Genomic DNA, 17,784 nt, shown 5'->3' with positions numbered 1-17,784 from the left:
ACCTCCGACATCAGGCAACCGACAGTCGAATCAGTTTTCGGGGTTGATTCGGAAATGCCGCGCGACCGTGCAGAACTCGCCGATTGTCAAGCACCACAATCTCGCCGACCCGCCACCTGTGCGTATAGAGAACGCTCGGAAGATGCAGTGTCTCTTCGATTCTGCACAGTAGCGCGGCGCTTTCGTCGGTGTTGTAGCCGACGACGGCAGCGTCGTGAGTGCGCATTGGATCGCTTGGATCAGTGAATCCGACGACGACCTTCTGTTCGCCCGTATCGGGGTCGACTTGAATCGGCGCCAGGCGCGGATGGTCGCCCTCGGCGCGGTCTTTGTAATAGCCTCCGATTCGATTTCGGTATTCGATGACGATGTTTCGCATCGTGTCGAGCAGGTCCCTCGGAGCATTGTCGAAGAAGGCGGCCGATCGCGCGACCAGCGTTTCCCCGCCGACCTCGGGTGCCTTCTCGCACTGCATGCCGATGTACTTCACCGACGGGCCCGAGTTAAATGTGGAATCCGCGTGCAGCCGCATGCCCTTGGTGGTGAATTGCAAGTTATCCGAACCCTCTTGCGGTTCGAGCGCTAACGTAGTGCCGAACCCGTACTCGACTGGAGAACCCAGCGGTAACATGACGTCCTCCAGCTGGATGCTGTGCTCGCTGGTATCGATCGGCTCGATAATTGCAATGCCGAATCTTTTGAGCCTATCCTGGATTTCCCCACGCCAATTCGACGCCGAGACAGTCACCTGTTCAGCTATTTCTTGCACGTCAAACATTCTTGTCCCCGTTACTCCGAGCAGAATTGAGCCACATCTCGGCCTAGCTGGTATTCGAACCCCACATGCCGACTGGCCGATACCGGCACAGCGATCGAAGGGCCTGTCGTCCGAATATTGATTCGGATCTGTGCAACATCTTCGGTCTGTCATCCACCGTAGGTCAGCTCGTACGGTGCGCGCTAGAGCGTTACGTGGCCACAAATTGCCAATTTTCGATGGCGGCCGTGCGCCGTCTCAGCCGAGCCTCAGCGCAGCAGGCCCAGTTCGGCTGCCCGGGCGCCGAGTTGGAATCGCGTAGCAGTGTCGAGCCGAGTCATGATGTCAGCGACGTGCCGGCGGTAGGTACGCGGCGATATCGAAAGCTCCCGTGCCGCAACCTCATCCGTCACCCCGGCGTTAAGATGGCGCATCACCGCGATCGCGGTGGAGTCGAAGTCCTTGCGCCGCATGTCCGCATGGTTGCGCAGGGGAAGGCCCGCCGACCACGACCGGCTGACGACCTGCTCGATCGAACTCGACAGCGTGCTGCCGGTGAAAAGATACGCCCGCGGGACCCCGTCCACGCATGTCCACACGATCGCCTCGTGGCGATCGACAATCATCGTATTATAGAAGTCGGTGTATGTGACACGGATGTGATCGTTCAGCGAGCGCGCGGCGTGCAGTTTCTCTGGGTCTCGACTGTCGGCGTATTTCGATGACATCAATATCCGTACCCGCTTACCCGCGGTCAGCATATCCCGCACCAGCCGCTCTCCTGCCGGATATCGAGGCGCTGTCCGGATCGGATCTGAGACCGCGAGAACGACCTCCCGGCGGACGGATTTCAACCTTCGCTGCAGCTCGATATCCCAGTCGTTCCAGGGGTCAACTTGCACGGATCCTTCAATATTATTAGGAGGATTACTCGATTCCAAAATGGCAGGAAACACCAATTTAGGTCTAACTTCTTGGTCTGCGATCTCCGTGTCCACGGCGGCCCCCGCCTTCCTTCGGCATCGTCGTTGCCGACTCCGATCTTGAACGTACACAGAGCATCTCGCCTAGGCAAGAACACGTTCTAGTTCTCGCGTTCGCCTAGTGGATGCGATCTACGCTGGCGAGGTAGGGTGGCATGGCCGACGAACGGGCCTGAGTGTGACGAATGCCATAGTGGCACAGGCTAATCTGGCGCGAGAGGCCAGCTCGTCGATTTCTCGATGGTATTCTCCGCTCATGGCGCTCCCCGTGAGGGTGGACATGAGCTCGTGGGAATTGCCGCGCGGTGGAACGAGCTGAAAGCATCCTGGGCGATACCTACGTTTTAGAGTCATGATGAATCCGTGGAAATCGGCGCTTCTCAATATTGCCGGTACGGATTTTCGAGTGTTGTTCTGCGCGGCAAACAAGGGAGTAGCCGCGTTGGGGAACCTCGCAAACAGGTGAACCGTCACGGGTTGAAGACCGGCTTCAGGAGTTGACCAGCGCCGGTCGGCGTGGCGGGTTTTGACGCAGCAGTCGCGGCATGGCCGGAATCGGCTGTCGTGCATGATGTTCGGTCGTGACCGACAAAATGTCGTTACGTTTGGTGCCCGATGAGCTCTGGGAGCTGGTCGAGCCGTTGCTGCCGGTGTTCACCCCACGTCGCTAAGAGCTCCTAACAGGATCTGACGGGTAGCGACGAGTCCTGTTGTAGTGCAGGATGTTTCGTCGTGGCAGCGCCGTGGGTCGTGGACGACCAGCTGTGGGCAGTGATCGAACCGCTACTGCCGGTCAAGGTGGCAGGAACGCCGGGACCAGCGCGGATGAGCGATCGGTTTGTCCTGCAAGGGATCCTGTTCGTACTGATCACCGGTATCGGGTGGGAAGACCTGCCCTGCCCCAGGAACTGGGATTCGGGTCCGGCATGACCTGCTGGCGGCGGCTACGAGACTGGCAGACCGCCGGAGTATTCGAGGCCATACACACCACGATGCTCGCGCACTGCCACCGCGCGGGATTGATCGATTTCGATCGCGTCATACCCGACGGCTCGCACGTGCGAGCGAAAAAAGACATCCCAGGGCTTAGATTGTCAAGCAGTAGTGGCTTGGTCGGCGACGCCGGGGGTCCAGGCGGTGGCCTCGTTGTAGGGTGTGCGGGTCTTGAGGCAGCCGTGGAGGATGCCGACGAGCCGGTTGGCGAGTTGGCGTAGCGCGGCGCGGTGTTCCATGCCGCGGGCGCGATGCCGGTCGTAGTAGGCGCGGGCACCGGGTGAGGCGGTCAGGGCGCAGAACGCTTGCTGGGCCAGTGAATCGATGAGCCGGTCGTTGTGGACGAACCGGGCGGCGACGATCTTCTTCTTGCCGGAGGCGCGGGTGATCGGGCTGGTGCCCGCATAGTTTTTGCGGGCTTTGGCCGAGGCGTAGCGGCCGCGGGCATCTCCGAATTCGGCGAGCACCCGGGCACCGAGGATGACGCCTATCCCAGGTTGAGACAGGACGATCTCAGCATCCGGGTGCCGACCAAAATAGGCTTCCACCTGCGCGGCCAGTTCGGCGATCTGTTCTTGGAGCGTAATCAGGATTTGGATCGAGGCGCGTGTGGTGGCCGCATAGGCGGCATCGATCACCTGGTCACGACGTAGATGGTCGGCTCGCAGTGCCGCTTGGACGCGAGTGACTTTGGTGTCGATATCGCGGCGGCGGGCCCGGGTGAGTGCGGCACGGATCTGGTTGCGCGATAGCCGCGCTGCCGCAACAGGTTCGGGCGCTTTGGCCAGCAGTTCCAGGGCGTCGGATGCGGTGAGGTCATCGAATGCCTCGAGCGCGGCGGGGAAGTATTCGCGCAATGAGTGCCGAAGCCGCTGCGTGGTTCGAGTACGTTCCCAGATCAGCGTCTTGTGCGCTCGGGCAACTACTTTCACCGCCTCGGCTTGCGGGCTGTCCGCGGCGACGAGCCGTAGCTGGTGGGAGTCGGTGCGCACCATATCGGCCAGCACGTGAGCATCGGCGGGATCGCTCTTGGCGCCGGAGACCGTGTGCCTGTCTCGGTACCGTGCAGCTTGCAAGGGGTTGACTGCATACACCGAGTAGCCGGCGGCGACCAGGGCCGCGACCCATGGGCCGCGGTCGGTCTCGATGCCGATGACTACGGCATCTTCTGCGGCGCCGACATCGAGGTGTTCGCCGATCAGTGCGTGCAATCGCGTGATTCGACGCCTTCGGATAGCCGGGCTCGGGCCAGTCTCTTGCCTGCCTGGTTCATCAATTCCACGTCGTGATGGTCTTGGGCCCAGTCGTCTCCGACGAATAGCACCAGCAGTCCTCCTGTCTATCAACAGCTTTCGATATCGGTAGCGTTCAGGAGAACACCCGGCGACCTAATGAAAAGTGCTCACGCCTTGGGCGGGCACGACATCCCAGCAGCGATCCGTTCTCCTGGTCGACCGGCGGGGGCACGATCTTTTTTCAGGACTCGATGTCCCGGGGGCGCAGAGTGCTCACCCGCCAGCCGCTACCAGCAGCGAGTCTGCCGTATCGGCAGGCCCGCTACATCTCATTAGGGGCTCCGATACCGGTCCCAGTCCGGCCGACCGCCGCAAGACCGGAGCCAAGCACCACATCCTGACCTGTGGCAACGGCCTCCCACTCGCAATCGTGCAATCAGCGGCCAACGTCAACGACCATCTCGTGCTGCCCGAGCTACTCGACCGAGTACGACCTTTGCGAGGACGCCCCGGCCGACCACGCGAGAAGATCACGACCCTGATCGCGGACAAAGGCTACGACTACCCCCGCGTCTACGACGAACTCGAACAACGACGGATCACCGGCTACATTCCACGCCGAGGAACTCGCGACAAGGTGACCGCTGGCCGCTGGATCGTCGAGCAAACACTGGCCTTGCTGCATCAATTCCGGCGTTTGGCCGTCCGTCGGGAACGCCGCACCGACATCCATCAGGGATTTCTCGATCTCGCCGCTGCGCTCATCTGCTGGCGACGACTCAGCAATCGAACCTGTTAGGAGCTCTAAGTACGCTTCTGGTCGAAGTCACCTTTTACGTCGTTCCGCGACGCCGACATGCGGCCGGCGCCTTTCTGCTGCTGCCGGAAGTCGTTGTCCACCGTGTTGTCGTCCGCCGTCTGCTCCGCCTCGCGGTTCGACTCCTGGCGTAGCGATCCGCCCACGATGTTGTTCGAGGCGTCCATTCGCGGAGTGCCTGTCCCAGGCGGAGTGCCGGGGGAAACAGGCAACCACCACTGGACAACCGCACCGAGGAGCAGCACCACGATCCCCGTCACCAACCAAGCCGCTTCCCGGTGGTCGGTGAGCAGGCTTGTGCCGATGTTGACAGCGGCGCCGACGGCGATCGTTCCCGCCGCGCCGAGTGCTCTCTGCATAGTTGGATTCACTGAACTACCGCAGTGCCTTTCGCTAGTGGAGATGATCTTCGACAGCCGGTTGCCGAACTCGCTGCTCAGCTTATCCAGAGCTCTGTGTCGGCCGCTCCGTATCTTCGCCTCCTCGAGTGGCAGCCGCCAGTGCCGCCGCAGCCGCTAGGCTCTCGCGGACGTCGGCGGTGTCCGGGTGGTGGGTGCCGAGGACGCGAACGCAGTCGGCGAGAAGGGCCGTGAGCAGCTCGATGGCCTTGTCGACCCCATCCGCGGAGCAGATCGCCTCGGCAAGGTTCAGCCGGGTGGCCAGGGTGTCCGGGTGGTCGGCGCCGAGCACACGAGTGCGGTCTGCCAGAACCGATTCGAAACACGGTACGGCGGCGGCGTCTCGGCCCGCCGCGCGATGCACGGCCGCTAGATTGCTGCGGGCGGTGAAGACGTCGGGATGATCGGCACCCTGCTGTCGCTCGGTATCGTCAACGACGGAGGTGATCAGCTCCAGCGCGTCGTCGAATCGTCCGAGCTCGCGCAGGGCCCCGGCGAGATTGTTGCGACTGCGCAGGGTGGACTGGTGCGTGGCGCCGAGCACGCGGGTCCGATCGGCGACGACTTCAGCGAGCAGCGCAGCCGCCTCCGCGGTTCGACCGGCCTTCAAGTAGGCGCCAGCGAGATTGTTGCGACTGCGCAGCGTCGATGGATGATCGGCGCCGAGGGTCCGCGTGCGGTCAGCGATCACGGACTCGAACAGGTCGATGGCAGCATCGAATCGACCGGCTGATTGATAGGTGTAGGCCAGATTGCTGCGGACCGTGAAGGTCCGGGGATGATCCCGGCCAAGGGTGTTCGAATGGTCGGCGACATTCGCTTCGAACAGCGTTATCGCCTCGTCGATGCGTCCCGCCGATTCGTAGGCGTAGGCGAGACTGTTGCGGGAGGTGAGAGTGTCCGGATGGGCGGGACCCAGTATTCGCTCGGCGTCGATGACGATCCGTTCGCCGAGCTCGACGGCGCGGCTCCAGTCCTCGATCTCGAGCGCGTGCCGCATCGCCCACCGCCGCAGCGCGAGTGCCCGCTCAACAATAGCGCGGACTGCCACGCGCACCTCCGTGGATCGTCAGGCGTTTCGCTCGGCTGCGGCGAGGTTCTCGCGGATTTCGACGGCCAGGGGGTGATTGGTGCCCAGTGCGTGTTCCGCGTCCGCTAGAACCGCCCGAAAGGACGCGACGGCCTCAGTGGTACGTCCCGCCGACCTGTAAGCGTTCGCGACATTGTTTCTGGTGCGCAGAGTATGTGGGTGATCCTCGCCGAGGACCTGAGCGCGTACTGGGACAAGGGCTTCCAGGATCGCGATCGCCTCATCGACTCGTCCCGCCGATTCGTAGGCGATGGCAACATTGTTGCGTGAGGTCAGGGTGTCGGGATGCAGCGGCCCGAGAATGCGGAGGCGGTCCTCCAGCAGGGCGTCGTGCGCGGCGATCGCCTCGGGTAGCCGCCCGACCGACCGGTAGGCGAAGGCCAGATTGTTTCGAGTGATCAACGTGTCGGGATGGTCTGCACCGAGTACGCGGACACGGTCGGCGAGAACGTCCTCGTATAGCGCGACAGCTTCGTCGAAGCGCTCGGCCGATTCGTAGACGTAGGCGACATTGTTGCGGGTGGCGAGGGTGTCGGGGTGGTCGCTTCCCAGAACTCGCTGCTGGTCGCCGAGGACCGCCTCGAATTGAGTGATCGCCTCGCCGAGGTGCCCTGCCGTGTCGTGCGCGCTGGCGAGATTGTTCCGCGAGATCAGGGTATCGGGATGATCGGCACCCAGAATGCGAAGCCGCTGTGCCAAAACGACGCCGTAGCCTGCAATGGCCTCCTCGACCCGCCCTGCCGACTCCAGGGCATCGGCGAGATTGTTTCGCGAGTTCATGGTGTCGGCATGGTCGGCGCCGAGGATGTGGTGGCGTTCCGCGAGGACGGCTTCGTACGCCGCGATGGCCTCCTCGACCCGCCCTGCCGACTCCAGCGCGCCGGCGAGGTTATCCCGGGCAGCGAGTGTGTCCCCATGGTCTTCGCCCAGCGTCCGTTGATAGTCGGAGATGACCGCCTGGTACCCGGCGATCGCGGCATCGAGCTGTCCGGTGGCTTCGTAGGCGCGCGCGAGATCCATCCGGGTGGCGAGGGTATCCGGTTGTTCAGGTCCCAGGATGCGCGCGGCGTCGGCGACCAGCTTCTCGCCGAGTTCCGCCGCCCGGGCCAGATCCACGGATCCGATCAGCTGACGCAACGACCATTGCCGGACGGCGAGGACTCGCTCGACGATCGCGGTCACGTGAAGCCCTCTTCCGTCAGCGCCTCCCAGATCGCTTCGGCATGCGCGATCAACCCGGAGCCCTCCGCTCGCCGTTCCCATGCCTGTGCCGACTCGAACATGCGGGGTTCGATCAGGTCGAGCACTTCGGCAGCGATCGTCGCGAACTCACCAGTCACCCGGTAGCGCTCCCAGAGCACTCGGGCCATGAGCCGGTGCATGATCACCGCGTCGCCGCTGAACGACCACGACAGCACCGATCCATCGACGCATCGCTCCAGCGCGCGCTCGACGGTCTCAGTCGTGATATCCCGCGATTTCGTGACGGTATGCAGGAGTTCGCGAGACACGCCCTCGGGCGACAGCAGCGCGATGATGCCGATCAGCGACGCACAGAACCCGGTGGCGTCCCCCTCCGAAACCGTGTCCACATTCAGGAGGAGGGCCGCGGCCGTCGACCGGGGGTACATGTCCCCTTTGCGGCGCGGCATGACCTCCGTGACCTGCTGTTCGCGCAGCAGCGCGTGGTACGCCGTGTAGTCAAGGCCACGTGCTCTGATGGTCGCCGCGGCCGAGGCGAGTGCCAGTGGCAGGTCGCCGAGTTCGTCCGCGATGGTGCCGGCGTCCGTGTCCTTGTTACGTCCGGTGCGCTCGGTCAGATAGCCGACAGACTCCGGTCGGGTATAGGTGCTGACGTCGATCACCGCGCCGAGGTCGGTGAAGGACCGACTGGTGCTGGTGATGATCACCCGAGCGCCCGATGCCGGGACGAACCTGTGCACTTCGTCGGGATCGGTGGCGTTGTCGAGAACGAGCACGGCATCACCGCGCATTGTCGCCAGATGCTCGGTCAGCCGCCGCGCGGACTCGGCTGAATCGCCACTCGGATCGGCGATTTCCAATCGATCGGCGATGCGTGCCAGTCCGGCGATCAGATCGCCCGTGGTCTCGGCGTTGACCCAGCCGACGAGACGGCAGCCGTCGGCGATCTTCGATCGAGCGTAGGCAGCAGCGAGCTGGGTCTTACCTACGCCACGCATTCCGGTCAGCGCGCAGACCACCGCGACGATGTTCCGATCGAGCGCGCGCGTCAGACGTTCCAGGAGAGCCCGCTCCACGAAGGCTGCCGGCATCGCTGGGATTTCGCCTACGACGACCTGGTTCGGCGCCGACGTCGGGTGGATGTTGTACTGACGCTCGATGATCGTCTGACGGAGATCTCCGTGGATAGTCGAGTCCCTGACAGACTGCGCTTGGCGCGGGGAGCCGTCATTCGACCCCGCGTCCCCTCCGGCCGGTTTTCGCCTCATGAATCGGCGACCCGGCCACATGTCAGCACTCCGCGCGCGAACTCTTTCCGCATCGACACGAGAACATCATAGCTACCGTGTCCTTGCTGCCTCTCCTACAAGTGGGTCGGAGCCGCTCGATCAACAACTTCGCTAAAGGATGTCCCGTAAGCCGTTGAGCAGCAACAGGTATCGTCTCAACGGTGGTGATCTCGGCGGCTGACCCGGTGATGGTGGAGTTGTTCTCCGGGCTGCGGCCCCCATGTTTGCTCGCCTGATCACACAGTTACGGCGCGAGGGCGCTGACCGACCGCTACGGGGTCGACCGTGGGGCTTGTGCTTCGAAGACCGGGTGCTGCTGGTGGCCACCTACTGGCGAACCAACCTCACAATGCGGCAACTCGCGGCCGTGTTCGGCGTCTCGAAATCGGCCGCGGCGCAGGTGATCGAAGACCTCGGACCAGCGTTGGCGCTACGGCCCCGCACCCCGTTCCCACGTGGTGCCGCGCTGATCGTCGACGGGACCCTGGTCCCGACCCGAGATCACAAGGTCGCTGCCCAGAGCAAGAACTACCGGCACTCGACCAACCACCAGGTCGTCATCGACGCCGACACCGAACTGGTCGTCGCACTGGGAAAACAGTTACCGGGCAACCGCAACGACTGCCGAGCTTGGACCGAGTCCGGTGCCGCCCACGCCTGCCGCAACGCGGTAGTGATCGCTGACGGCGGCTACCAGCGCACCGGTCTGATTATCCCGCACCGCCGATCACCGGGGTGTCGAGCTGCCGGAATGGAAACAGGTCCACAACAAGTTACACCGCAAGGTCCGTGCCCGTATCGAGCATGCTTTCGCTCGGATGAAGACGCGGAAACTCCTGCGGGACTGCCGCTTACGTGGTCGCGGGGTGGGTGTCGCGATGGCTGGGGTAGCGAGGCTGGCCAACCTCGCCCACCCCTACTGATTCATGGCGGGTGGATCGCTCGCCGTCGCTAATTCAGACTTACGGGACATCCCTTAGGCCGCCAGCATGACCGCTGCTTCCTGCCCGGCTGCGACCGGTCAGAAGGGCGCTGCAGGCGCCATGTGCGTCAACCCGCTTTCGTCGAACTGCTTGAGCTGCAGCGCAACTTCCCAGTCATGAGGTGGGCAATGTTCGGCTTTAACCAGGTCCCAGTGGCGACTTACGGTGACTTCTTGGGGCGAGCCGTACACCTTGTCGACGGCGGAGAACACAACAGAAATGCGGTGTCGAGTCGAGCTCTCATCACGGCTGGTCAAGGCATCCGCCATGTAGTCGTGGAAGTTGGCCTCCAACTCGGGGCCGACCCACCTCGGCGGGATGCGCAGGAACAGAAACCCGATCTGCCCCTGCGGTATTTGCCCGGATGCATCCTTGATCGTCTTGGACAGGGTTTTCGCGCTGAAAACGGTGTCGTCGACCTTGGCCTTCACTTCCACGGGTTTCGGCGGGGCTGCGATCCAGAAGTTCAGATCGAAGTCGCGCCCTGATGCCTTCGACGCGTCACGGCGCTCGATGTTGATCGGAAAGTTCATCAGGTAAACCGCGACATCGAGTTCGAAAGCGATACCAGACAGGTCGCAAGTCTCGACGGCCGCGCGGACCAAACCGAACCAGTCCGCGAACTGGCATTGGTGAATCCGGCGGGCAAGCTCCAGTTTGCGATGGCGGGTGAGCGCGTCCAGGTGCTCGTTGTCGGCGTCCAAGTAGAAGAACCCGCGCGCCTGCCGAGGTGTCTTGACTGCGGCGTACATGCGGTCGAACCAGTCGTCGCCGAAGTGCGACCGGATGACGGCGTCAGAGGCAGCGGTTGCGGTTAGCTGCTGGATAGCCTCTTGCGGAAGGTCGGGAAGCATCTCCCGGAATTGGGCCTCGACTTCATGGACTTGGTACTCGACGAGCAGCTGGTAGTCGTGCCACAGCACCTCGCGGGGCAGATCGGCTGCATCACCGGACAGTCCACCCGTGAATGCTTCGAACGTCGGAATCATCGGGCGGTCAACCTCGCTTGTCGTGGCCTTTCAAGCGAGGCCAGGGTCGGTAGGAGTGGACGCGTCGTATCTGATCGAGGCGGACGCCAGGGGACGTGAGCTACCGAAGGCGCGGATCGGCTTGGCCATAATAGATCTCGCGTGAGCAATACGAAAACGCTCGACCTACACCAGGACCGGAGTGCGACTGTGCGATGGAGCCATCCTCTTATCAAGGCGTCGATTGAGGGTTGTTGAGACCGATCGGTGCGCGACCTCGCCAACCATTTCGAAGCGATCCGGTCGGCCCGCGTTGACTTGCCCCAGCAAAGTATTAGTCCGCCTCCCCGCGCCACGATGTCTTCGAGGCGGGCACTGCGGCCGAACGACTCCGTGACACGCCGCCGGTGGCGGGTAAGTGCCCTTTCAGGACCAGTACCCGCTGGAGGCCCGCGGCGGGTGGAGACTGGGCAGATGGTCCGCACAGGCAGACGCGCCGCGGCGCTGCAAGCGCTGCTGATACAGGCAGGGCTGCGTCCGGCCCCCGTGCCGTCGGTGCCGCGGCTCACGGATCTGCCAGCTGCCGTAATCGGTGACCTCGACACCGATTACACCGCGTTGGGCGGCAACCAGCCGATGCCACCGGTTCGTCCCGGCGCCTGGGACCTGGCCTACACAGGCGAGATGGTCGTCGAGCTCGACGAAGAACTGTACTTCAACGGTATCGAGCCAGACCCTGCACGCGAACTGGGCCGCGGCGCTGCCCTGGCAGCCGGGGCTACCTCGACCACTGTGTCCGGCATGAACAGCAATGCTTGGCCGCGGCCAGGTGGGGTAAACGGTGGACGACCCGGTCGTGCGAGAAGATGTTCGCCTCGGCGGGCCTGACGGTGTTCTCGACGGGCCCGGTGGGCCCCGGTGGAAACAGCGCGCCCCTCTACGACGCCGTCAAAGACCTCACCGCGACCCGTCACCGACGCTGCGGCTGGCCCGAGTGTCAGTGTGGGACACCGTCGACGGAACCTTCCTCGGTGACGCGCTCGACGGCAAAGTCGTCATGGACCCGAAGCTCTCGCTGCATTTCTCCTGCAGCGCACCAGCACCGGTATCTGACAGCCTGCACGGCGTGGTCATCGCTATCACGAACGGCTACTCGTTCGGGTCATTGTGTGCGGCGGTCGCGGTGGTTGCGGTAGAGATACCAGAACAGGATTGTCAGCGCGGCGCACAGCACGAAGGCTCCGAAGTTTCCGGCGTGGGTTTCACCGCGAGTCTCATCCGGATCGAAGGTGCCAATGAGGCCGCCCGTCGTGCCGAGAGCGAACACCACCAAACCGAGCAAGCGCCAGTGCCGACGGAAGAACCCCTGCGGGGCGGCGGGCCGCTGCTGCACCATCGCAGCACGGTGCTGGCTGAAATTCGAAGGATTCACCGGCGCGCCAAAGGTGCCTGCCCATCCGCCGCCCGAACCGAGCAGGCTGGCCGCGTAGAGGTTGCGGGGCTCGACCTGGCCGGTGGGGTGATAGACGAACAGGGCGATGCGGTGTTGGTCGGCGTACTCGACCGCGGGCTGGGAGTAGTCCGAGGCCGCGAAGAACAACAGGGCTTTGCCGAAGTCGCTCCCGCGGGCCCCGAAAAGCTGCTGCACGTCCGGGCGTGACACCGCACCACCCCGCCACTTCACCTGTGCCAGCGCGGTACCGGATCGAACGTCGATTCCGCCGTCGGCGCCGTTGGCCGTGACCGTCGCATCGCTGAATCCCATCGCCCGCATCTGCACCGCGGCGTTGTGCTCGGCCTGCTGCGGGCTGGTGATGTACGCACCGGCGAACTGCTCTCCGTACAACGAACGATCTCCCTCTTCAGCACCGGCAACTTACCGACGACACCATGATCAACCACCTGCCTTCGCCTGGCATCAGTGGTGTGCCTCCACTGGCCCCGGTTCGGCCCGCGATCATCTCCAGTCTGATCACGGATACTGGTCCGGCAGGCGCATCCGGCCGGCCGCGGAGATGGACACTCTGTCGCCACGACCCTGCGAGCGCGTCGGACCGAGGCTGGGCACTGAGTGTCGAAGCCAGCAGTGGGGCGTAGGCATGACCGTGCCATCGGTCTAGAGATTCGGCCCCATCGGTTCTAGATCGCGAAATCCAGTTCCATCTCGCTGATACGTTGAGTCCGTGGAGCATACGACCGATCCGCTGAGTTCAGAAGACCCGGTGACCAGTCGGGAGCAGGACGCCGTGCGGATTCTGATGCTGCTCGACAGCGCTGGCGAACAGGTGGACGACACCGAGCTGGCGCTTCCAGGCTTAGCTAGAGCGGTGGTGGTTGTCCGTACGACAGTGCGGTTGCAGAAGCTCGACTTCTGGCTACGCAACCCTGATTACCTTGCAGACGAGCTGCTCAACGACTACGAGACCAGCCGTGAGGAGCCGTTGCTCGCCATGGCCGCATCGATATTGGACTCCGAAGAACCCGAGGTGCGCCGATACCCCATGCTGCGCAACAGGTTCGGTGCCTGGGAGAACATCGACAACGCCATGGCGGTTCTACGCGGCGCGGGGCTTGCCGTCCGCAAGCGCCGCGGCACGATCGAGCGGGTCCGCCAGAGTGACTACTACCTCCTCGACGAGGGCAGGCGGGTCGCCCGCGACATCGTCGCCACCGACTCGGTCTTCCAGTACTACGTCGATCGGGTCGACTTGGTGGTGAGGCTGGCGGATGGTCTCGGCGGCACGCAATTGAAGAAGCGTCAGTACCTTCAGCGGGAGTATGCGGATACGCCGCTGCACGAGCATATTTCGACCGTGGCGCCGCGGGCACGTGCCCGCTTAGCGGCGCTGCAAGCCGAGCTGGTCGATTCGGCGAGAGCCATGGCCACACCGCAAGGGGAGCGACGATGAATGAGCCAGTGGCCGACGACCAGCACGCCCCTTCTGTCGATGCAGATGCCCCGGCAGAAGGGGCCGTGCAGAACGTGTCTGCGTCCGGTGAAGCCCTGCTGGACAAGCGAATCGCAGTCCGGGCGAAGGTCACTGCAGATCAGGTACGGGATGTGTTCGCTACCTACGGGTGGCCTGTGGTTTTCACCCCGGCCCGCCCGCGTCCACTGCGCCTGGTGCGCATGCGAATGGCTGGGGTCCGCGCGGGAAAGGTTGCACCCGGCACGTTCGACACGACATTGGATTTCACGACGGGCCTTACCGCCCTCGTCGCGTCCAACTTCCGGGGCAAGACCAGTGTGCTGGAGTTGGTTACATGGTGCCTGCGCGGAACACCACGAGAACTGCAGAGCGGCGTCCGGGGCTGGCTAAACCATCTCGACCTCGACGTCACTGTCGCCGGACAGCCGCTCGGCTTCCGTCTGGACATCATCGACGGCGCGATCTCGTTGGCGACCGTCCTTACCGCACCTGCCGCGTCCGACCTTGCCCACACCCGGGAACCTGATTCCACCCAAAAGGTGACCGTCCTGCTCCAGACCAGCGGCGAACAGAACTACGCAGAACAGGTTGCCAACCTGATGCTGGACCGGCTCGACCTGTCCCAGATGGTCAGCACTTTAAATGAGACCAGCACGCAGACCCACGGCTGGCCAGCCTACTTCGCAGCGCTGTACCTGGGCTCGGCCAGCACGAAGATTCTGATGGGCGACCAGGTGATGTCCGGTTTGCCGGGCAGGTTGCTACAGGTGTTCTTGGATCTCCCCGCAGCTGCAGCGCTCACCCGCGTCAAAACCGCCCGCGATGTCCGCCGCAACGAGGCCCGAGCCCGACAGACAGAGCGGGAACACGAAGCAGCCCAGCGCTCCGACGAGCGCGCGCGCGTCGAGGGTGAGCTGGCGACCGCACGCGCGCGCCTGGACGAACTCACCGCCGCAGCTGGGCATAGCGCTTCCCTTACTGACCTCGCTGGAGACGCCGCGCGTCTGGCCGGTGAGGTCGCTGACGCCCGAGTGGTCGACGACGATGCACAGCGCGCTGACAAGAACGCGAAGGCCGACCGCCAGCGGGCGGCCAAACGCTTGGCCGACGTCCGTGAGAGCAAGATCGCCAGGGCGCTCTTCCAAGGATTGGACCCTGACGCGTGCCCCCGGTGCGACCAGGCCATTACGACCGACCGTAAGCACAGGGAGCACGACTCCCATGCCTGCGCTGTGTGCGACCGCCCCGTCGCCACCGACGACGCTGAGTCTGCGGATGTCATTGAAGAGGCAAAGGAGCGGTGGACCGCGGCTGTGGAAGCTGCGGACCAGGTAGCGTCCCACGCCGATTCCGCACGCGATCGTCTCAACTCCCTCACCGGCGAGTTGATCGCTGCGGATGAAGTTCTCCGGGCTGCCCAGGCCGCCGTCACGCTGCCCAAAGTGGTGCAGGCCCAGCAGGCAGTCTGGCGGCTCGAAGGCGCTTTGGAAGTTCTGCCGACCCTTCCCCAACAGGAAGGGGACGACGCCGACAACGAGACGGTCACCCTGCGGGTGCTCGACGCGGCAGTGAAAGTCCTTGAAGACGACAACAAAAATGCCGCCGTCGCGCTGTTCGCTGACCTTGAGCAAGAGGTCGCCGACCTGTCCCGCCGGTTCGGCATGCTGTCGCTCGAGAACGTGCGAATCGACCGTTCTGCGCGGCTCCGGGTCACCCAGGATGGAGGCGGTCAGGACTGGTTCAGCGCATGCAATCCAGGAGCCCGCCTGCGACTGCGTATCGCGTTGGTTATCGCTCTGCTACGCGTCGGGGCTGCCCATGGCGTCTCGACCCACCCAGGACTGGTGATGATCGACAGTCCCAAGGCGGAGGAGGTTCAGGACCTCGACGCAACGGTCCTATTCCGCGAACTCGCGGCGGTCGCTGAGGAACAGGGCATCCAGGTCGTGATCACAACCCGCGACTACGAGCTTGTCCACGCCGTTCTCGACGCCAGGCACACCATCGAGGCCATCGAGAACGAGCCGCTGTGGTGAACAGGACAGGAGCGCATCATGGCTGAATTGGCCGACCGCTTGAGCGAGCTCGTCGAAGCCGGGCAGCCGGTGTCCTTCACAGCGATCGCCATGTCGGTCGCCGACGTCCTCGACGGAGCTCGCGAGCTTGCTGCGGGGCCGATGGCACCGTTGTTGGCCGAGGCCATCACCGCAGATGACGCCGACGGGCGGTGGACAGAAGTTACCCCACTATTCATCGGCGGTCTGGCGCAGCAGAGAAGCGTGCTGGCCTTGTCCAGCGCCCTGGAAGTTCTCCTAGGACGTCCGGCGGCGCTTGGTTCCCACGGCACAGCGCTGCTCGGCGCACTCCTCGACCAGCTTCCCCAGGCAGTGCATGAAGCCCCGATATTAGCCGGTACCCGACTTGACGCCGCTGTGCGTTTGGCCGTCGGCAAGGCGGTGAGTCCCTTTCGCGTGTGGGATTTCCTCGACCAGCTCTCCGTGCGGGATGCCCCGGAAGAGTTCATCGAGCTGCTGCCCCGCACGCTCGGCGCGGCGCTCGATAGCTGGGCGGACGAGGCGGCTGCAGCTACCATCCTGCGTCGCCTCCTCAGTGAGCTGGCACAACTGGACGCCTCCGACTCGGACGCGGTCTACGAGCTCGGGTGTGACCGGCTCCGTATCGCCCTGTCGAGCACCGACCTGACCCAGGTCACCCAGCACCTCATCGATGCCCGCCGGGAGCTCGCTGCCAGCACCGCCGATGAGGCACGGCGCGACGCCGACTGCCTTGTCGCAGCCTGCGACGCAGTGCTCGCCTTCAGCCGCCACGACACCGCCGCTGTCGCAGACGCCGCCACGCGGCTTACCCAGGCACTCGAGCAACTCACCGCGTGGCAGCTGCGAACCCACCAACCCGCCTGGACTCATCCCCGTCGCTCAGCGCTGCTCGGATGGCATCAGCTCCTGCTGCTACTCGACACAACTTCAGGCACTCTCGCCGATCCGGTCTGGATGGCCCCATGGAATGCACTCGACGCGGTCCTCTCCGCCTACAGCTTTATCCGTACCGTCCAACCACTGGGCTCGGACGCCAACACGGGCGTCGCCCTGCTCGTCAAGCCCGCGATCGAGGACGTCTTCTTGCGCGAGCAGAATTTCCTGCAAATCCTCGAACGCGCTGTAGCGCAGCCCGAACAGCACATCGGACACACCAAGTTCGACCACCCGTCAGGCGAGATCCTGCTGGCCAAGATCCGTTCCAGACAGGCCCGCACTCCGAGCGCCGCTGAATCCAACGCGATTACTGGCCCGGACAACACTGAAGACGAAGACCCTCGAGCCACACAACGGCTGTACCGAATGGCGCCCCTGCTGGTCCGCACCATGGGCGAGGAGGCGGCATTAGACCTCATCGCAGGACTGACCGACGACAAGGTTGCTTTCCTCGGTGGACTCGCCGAGCAGGCAGACCAGAGCCGCTTCGACGCCAACGACCCAGTGGTACTTCCGATCCTGAACAACATCCTCGGCCAGCTTGCCGGACACCCCTACTACACCGGGCGTGTACCGGTTACCTTCTCCGCGTTGGTGTACCAGACTGTCCTATTCCTCAAGTCGCGCTTGGACCTGAACAAGACCAGTCTCTTGGGAAAGAGACGCCGGAACGGCGAACCGGTCTACGACTACCGCCAACGCCCCGAAAAGGATCAGCCCCAGCCGCTCGAAGAGGACCTCCAGCTGGACTTCCGCGGATGGCTGGACTCAGGGCCACTCCATCATGCGGTGAGTGCCGAGCCAGTCGACCTGGCCATGGGACGCGGCGACATCATTGTGCGATTCGACGCGCTGCACTACCTAGCCGAGATCAAGAAGGACGACGTCGACAACAGTCGAAAGCATATCGAGGCCGCTTACCTGACCCAAACGGCGGAATACAGCAATACCAACGTCCCGTTCGGTCTGCTTCTTGTCCTCGACCTGACGCCGAAGACCTCCAGCGGCGGCACTCTCAGACTTGACGAACTCATCTGGGTCGCCAGCCACCGTCCAGCAGGAGCAACAGTCGACCGGAGGGTGGTCGTAGGTATTCTGCCCGGCAATCGGCTGGCCCCCTCGGACTACTCAAAATGAGAAGTTGG

The 17,784-nt window shown here is 63.8% G+C and carries 14 protein-coding genes and 2 pseudogenes; 7 read left to right on the top strand and 9 right to left on the bottom strand.

What is annotated here, in order from left to right:
- Positions 1–10: 10 nt before the first annotated feature.
- Together NS1_RS27600 and NS1_RS41365 are read right to left on the bottom strand one after the other, a co-directional pair.
- Positions 11–769: a TauD/TfdA dioxygenase family protein gene (locus NS1_RS27600; RefSeq protein ID WP_169812842.1), complete on the bottom strand. Its 759-nt coding sequence runs from the start codon at positions 767–769 to the stop codon at positions 11–13.
- A gap of 257 nt (positions 770–1,026) precedes the next feature.
- Positions 1,027–1,755 carry a helix-turn-helix domain-containing protein gene (locus NS1_RS41365; protein ID WP_218019978.1) on the bottom strand — a complete coding sequence of 243 codons (729 nt, stop codon included), beginning with the start codon at positions 1,753–1,755 and terminating at the stop codon, positions 1,027–1,029.
- A 717-nt stretch (positions 1,756–2,472) separates the two neighbouring features.
- Here NS1_RS41365 and NS1_RS40990 point away from each other — a divergent pair.
- Positions 2,473–2,670 (top strand): transposase, encoded by a 198-nt coding sequence (locus NS1_RS40990; RefSeq protein WP_169812841.1) that lies wholly within the window; start codon positions 2,473–2,475, stop codon positions 2,668–2,670.
- 164 nt (positions 2,671–2,834) lie between these two features.
- Here the strand turns inward: NS1_RS40990 and NS1_RS27585 are convergent.
- Positions 2,835–4,057: pseudogene (locus NS1_RS27585) on the bottom strand (IS110 family RNA-guided transposase).
- A 74-nt stretch (positions 4,058–4,131) separates the two neighbouring features.
- Here NS1_RS27585 and NS1_RS39355 point away from each other — a divergent pair.
- The gene (locus NS1_RS39355) at positions 4,132–4,767 is read left to right on the top strand and encodes a transposase (RefSeq protein WP_084504507.1); all 636 of its coding nucleotides are present in this window, start codon (positions 4,132–4,134) and stop codon (positions 4,765–4,767) included.
- Positions 4,768–4,772: 5 nt separating this feature from the next.
- Here the strand turns inward: NS1_RS39355 and NS1_RS27575 are convergent, their stop codons facing one another.
- The 4 genes from NS1_RS27575 to NS1_RS27560 all read right to left on the bottom strand — a co-directional run bounded on the left by NS1_RS27575 (position 4,773) and on the right by NS1_RS27560 (position 8,567).
- Positions 4,773–5,144: a hypothetical protein gene (locus tag NS1_RS27575; RefSeq protein ID WP_062989098.1), complete on the bottom strand. Its 372-nt coding sequence runs from the start codon at positions 5,142–5,144 to the stop codon at positions 4,773–4,775.
- 82 nt (positions 5,145–5,226) lie between these two features.
- Complete coding sequence (locus tag NS1_RS27570; protein WP_157125411.1) at positions 5,227–6,234, bottom strand: tetratricopeptide repeat protein; 1,008 nt, start codon at positions 6,232–6,234, stop codon at positions 5,227–5,229.
- A gap of 18 nt (positions 6,235–6,252) precedes the next feature.
- Complete coding sequence (locus NS1_RS27565) at positions 6,253–7,455, bottom strand: tetratricopeptide repeat protein (protein WP_062989094.1); 1,203 nt, start codon at positions 7,453–7,455, stop codon at positions 6,253–6,255.
- On the bottom strand, positions 7,452–8,567 hold the full coding sequence (locus NS1_RS27560) for an NB-ARC domain-containing protein (protein ID WP_062989092.1): 1,116 nt from the start codon (positions 8,565–8,567) through the stop codon (positions 7,452–7,454). Before NS1_RS27560 ends, NS1_RS27565 begins: the two co-directional genes overlap by 4 nt.
- 386 nt (positions 8,568–8,953) lie before the next feature.
- Here NS1_RS27560 and NS1_RS27555 point away from each other — a divergent pair.
- Positions 8,954–9,688, top strand: a pseudogene (locus NS1_RS27555) (transposase).
- A 98-nt stretch (positions 9,689–9,786) separates the two neighbouring features.
- Here NS1_RS27555 and NS1_RS27550 read toward each other — a convergent pair.
- Entirely contained in the window at positions 9,787–10,737 is a 951-nt protein-coding gene (locus NS1_RS27550) for a hypothetical protein (RefSeq protein ID WP_062989090.1), read from the bottom strand.
- A gap of 638 nt (positions 10,738–11,375) precedes the next feature.
- Between NS1_RS27550 and NS1_RS42660 the strand changes: the two genes are divergently transcribed.
- Entirely contained in the window at positions 11,376–11,912 is a 537-nt protein-coding gene (locus NS1_RS42660) for a DUF7255 family protein (RefSeq protein ID WP_444980740.1), read from the top strand.
- On the opposite strand, the gene NS1_RS27540 is transcribed toward NS1_RS42660, so the two are convergent.
- On the bottom strand, positions 11,879–12,562 hold the full coding sequence (locus NS1_RS27540) for a restriction endonuclease (protein WP_062989086.1): 684 nt from the start codon (positions 12,560–12,562) through the stop codon (positions 11,879–11,881). The genes NS1_RS42660 and NS1_RS27540 overlap by 34 nt on opposite strands.
- Before the next feature lie 337 nt (positions 12,563–12,899).
- Between NS1_RS27540 and NS1_RS27535 the strand changes: the two genes are divergently transcribed.
- The 3 genes from NS1_RS27535 to NS1_RS27525 are packed head-to-tail and all read left to right on the top strand — an operon-like array spanning position 12,900 to position 17,776.
- Positions 12,900–13,625, top strand: a complete 726-nt coding sequence (locus NS1_RS27535; RefSeq protein WP_062989084.1) for a hypothetical protein — start codon at positions 12,900–12,902, stop codon at positions 13,623–13,625.
- A complete protein-coding gene (locus tag NS1_RS27530) occupies positions 13,622–15,682 on the top strand; it encodes a hypothetical protein (RefSeq protein WP_157125410.1) in 2,061 nt (686 codons plus the stop codon). The genes NS1_RS27535 and NS1_RS27530 overlap by 4 nt, the downstream gene beginning before the upstream one ends.
- A gap of 18 nt (positions 15,683–15,700) precedes the next feature.
- Positions 15,701–17,776 carry a hypothetical protein gene (locus NS1_RS27525; RefSeq protein WP_062989080.1) on the top strand — a complete coding sequence of 692 codons (2,076 nt, stop codon included), beginning with the start codon at positions 15,701–15,703 and terminating at the stop codon, positions 17,774–17,776.
- The last annotated feature ends 8 nt before the right edge of the window (positions 17,777–17,784 follow it).

It is taken from the genome of Nocardia salmonicida NBRC 13393 (assembly GCF_001613085.1).
Lineage (GTDB): Bacteria > Actinomycetota > Actinomycetes > Mycobacteriales > Mycobacteriaceae > Nocardia > Nocardia salmonicida.
The sequence above is the reverse complement of the archived record's forward strand: the minus strand, read 5'-3'. Positions and strand labels throughout refer to the sequence as shown.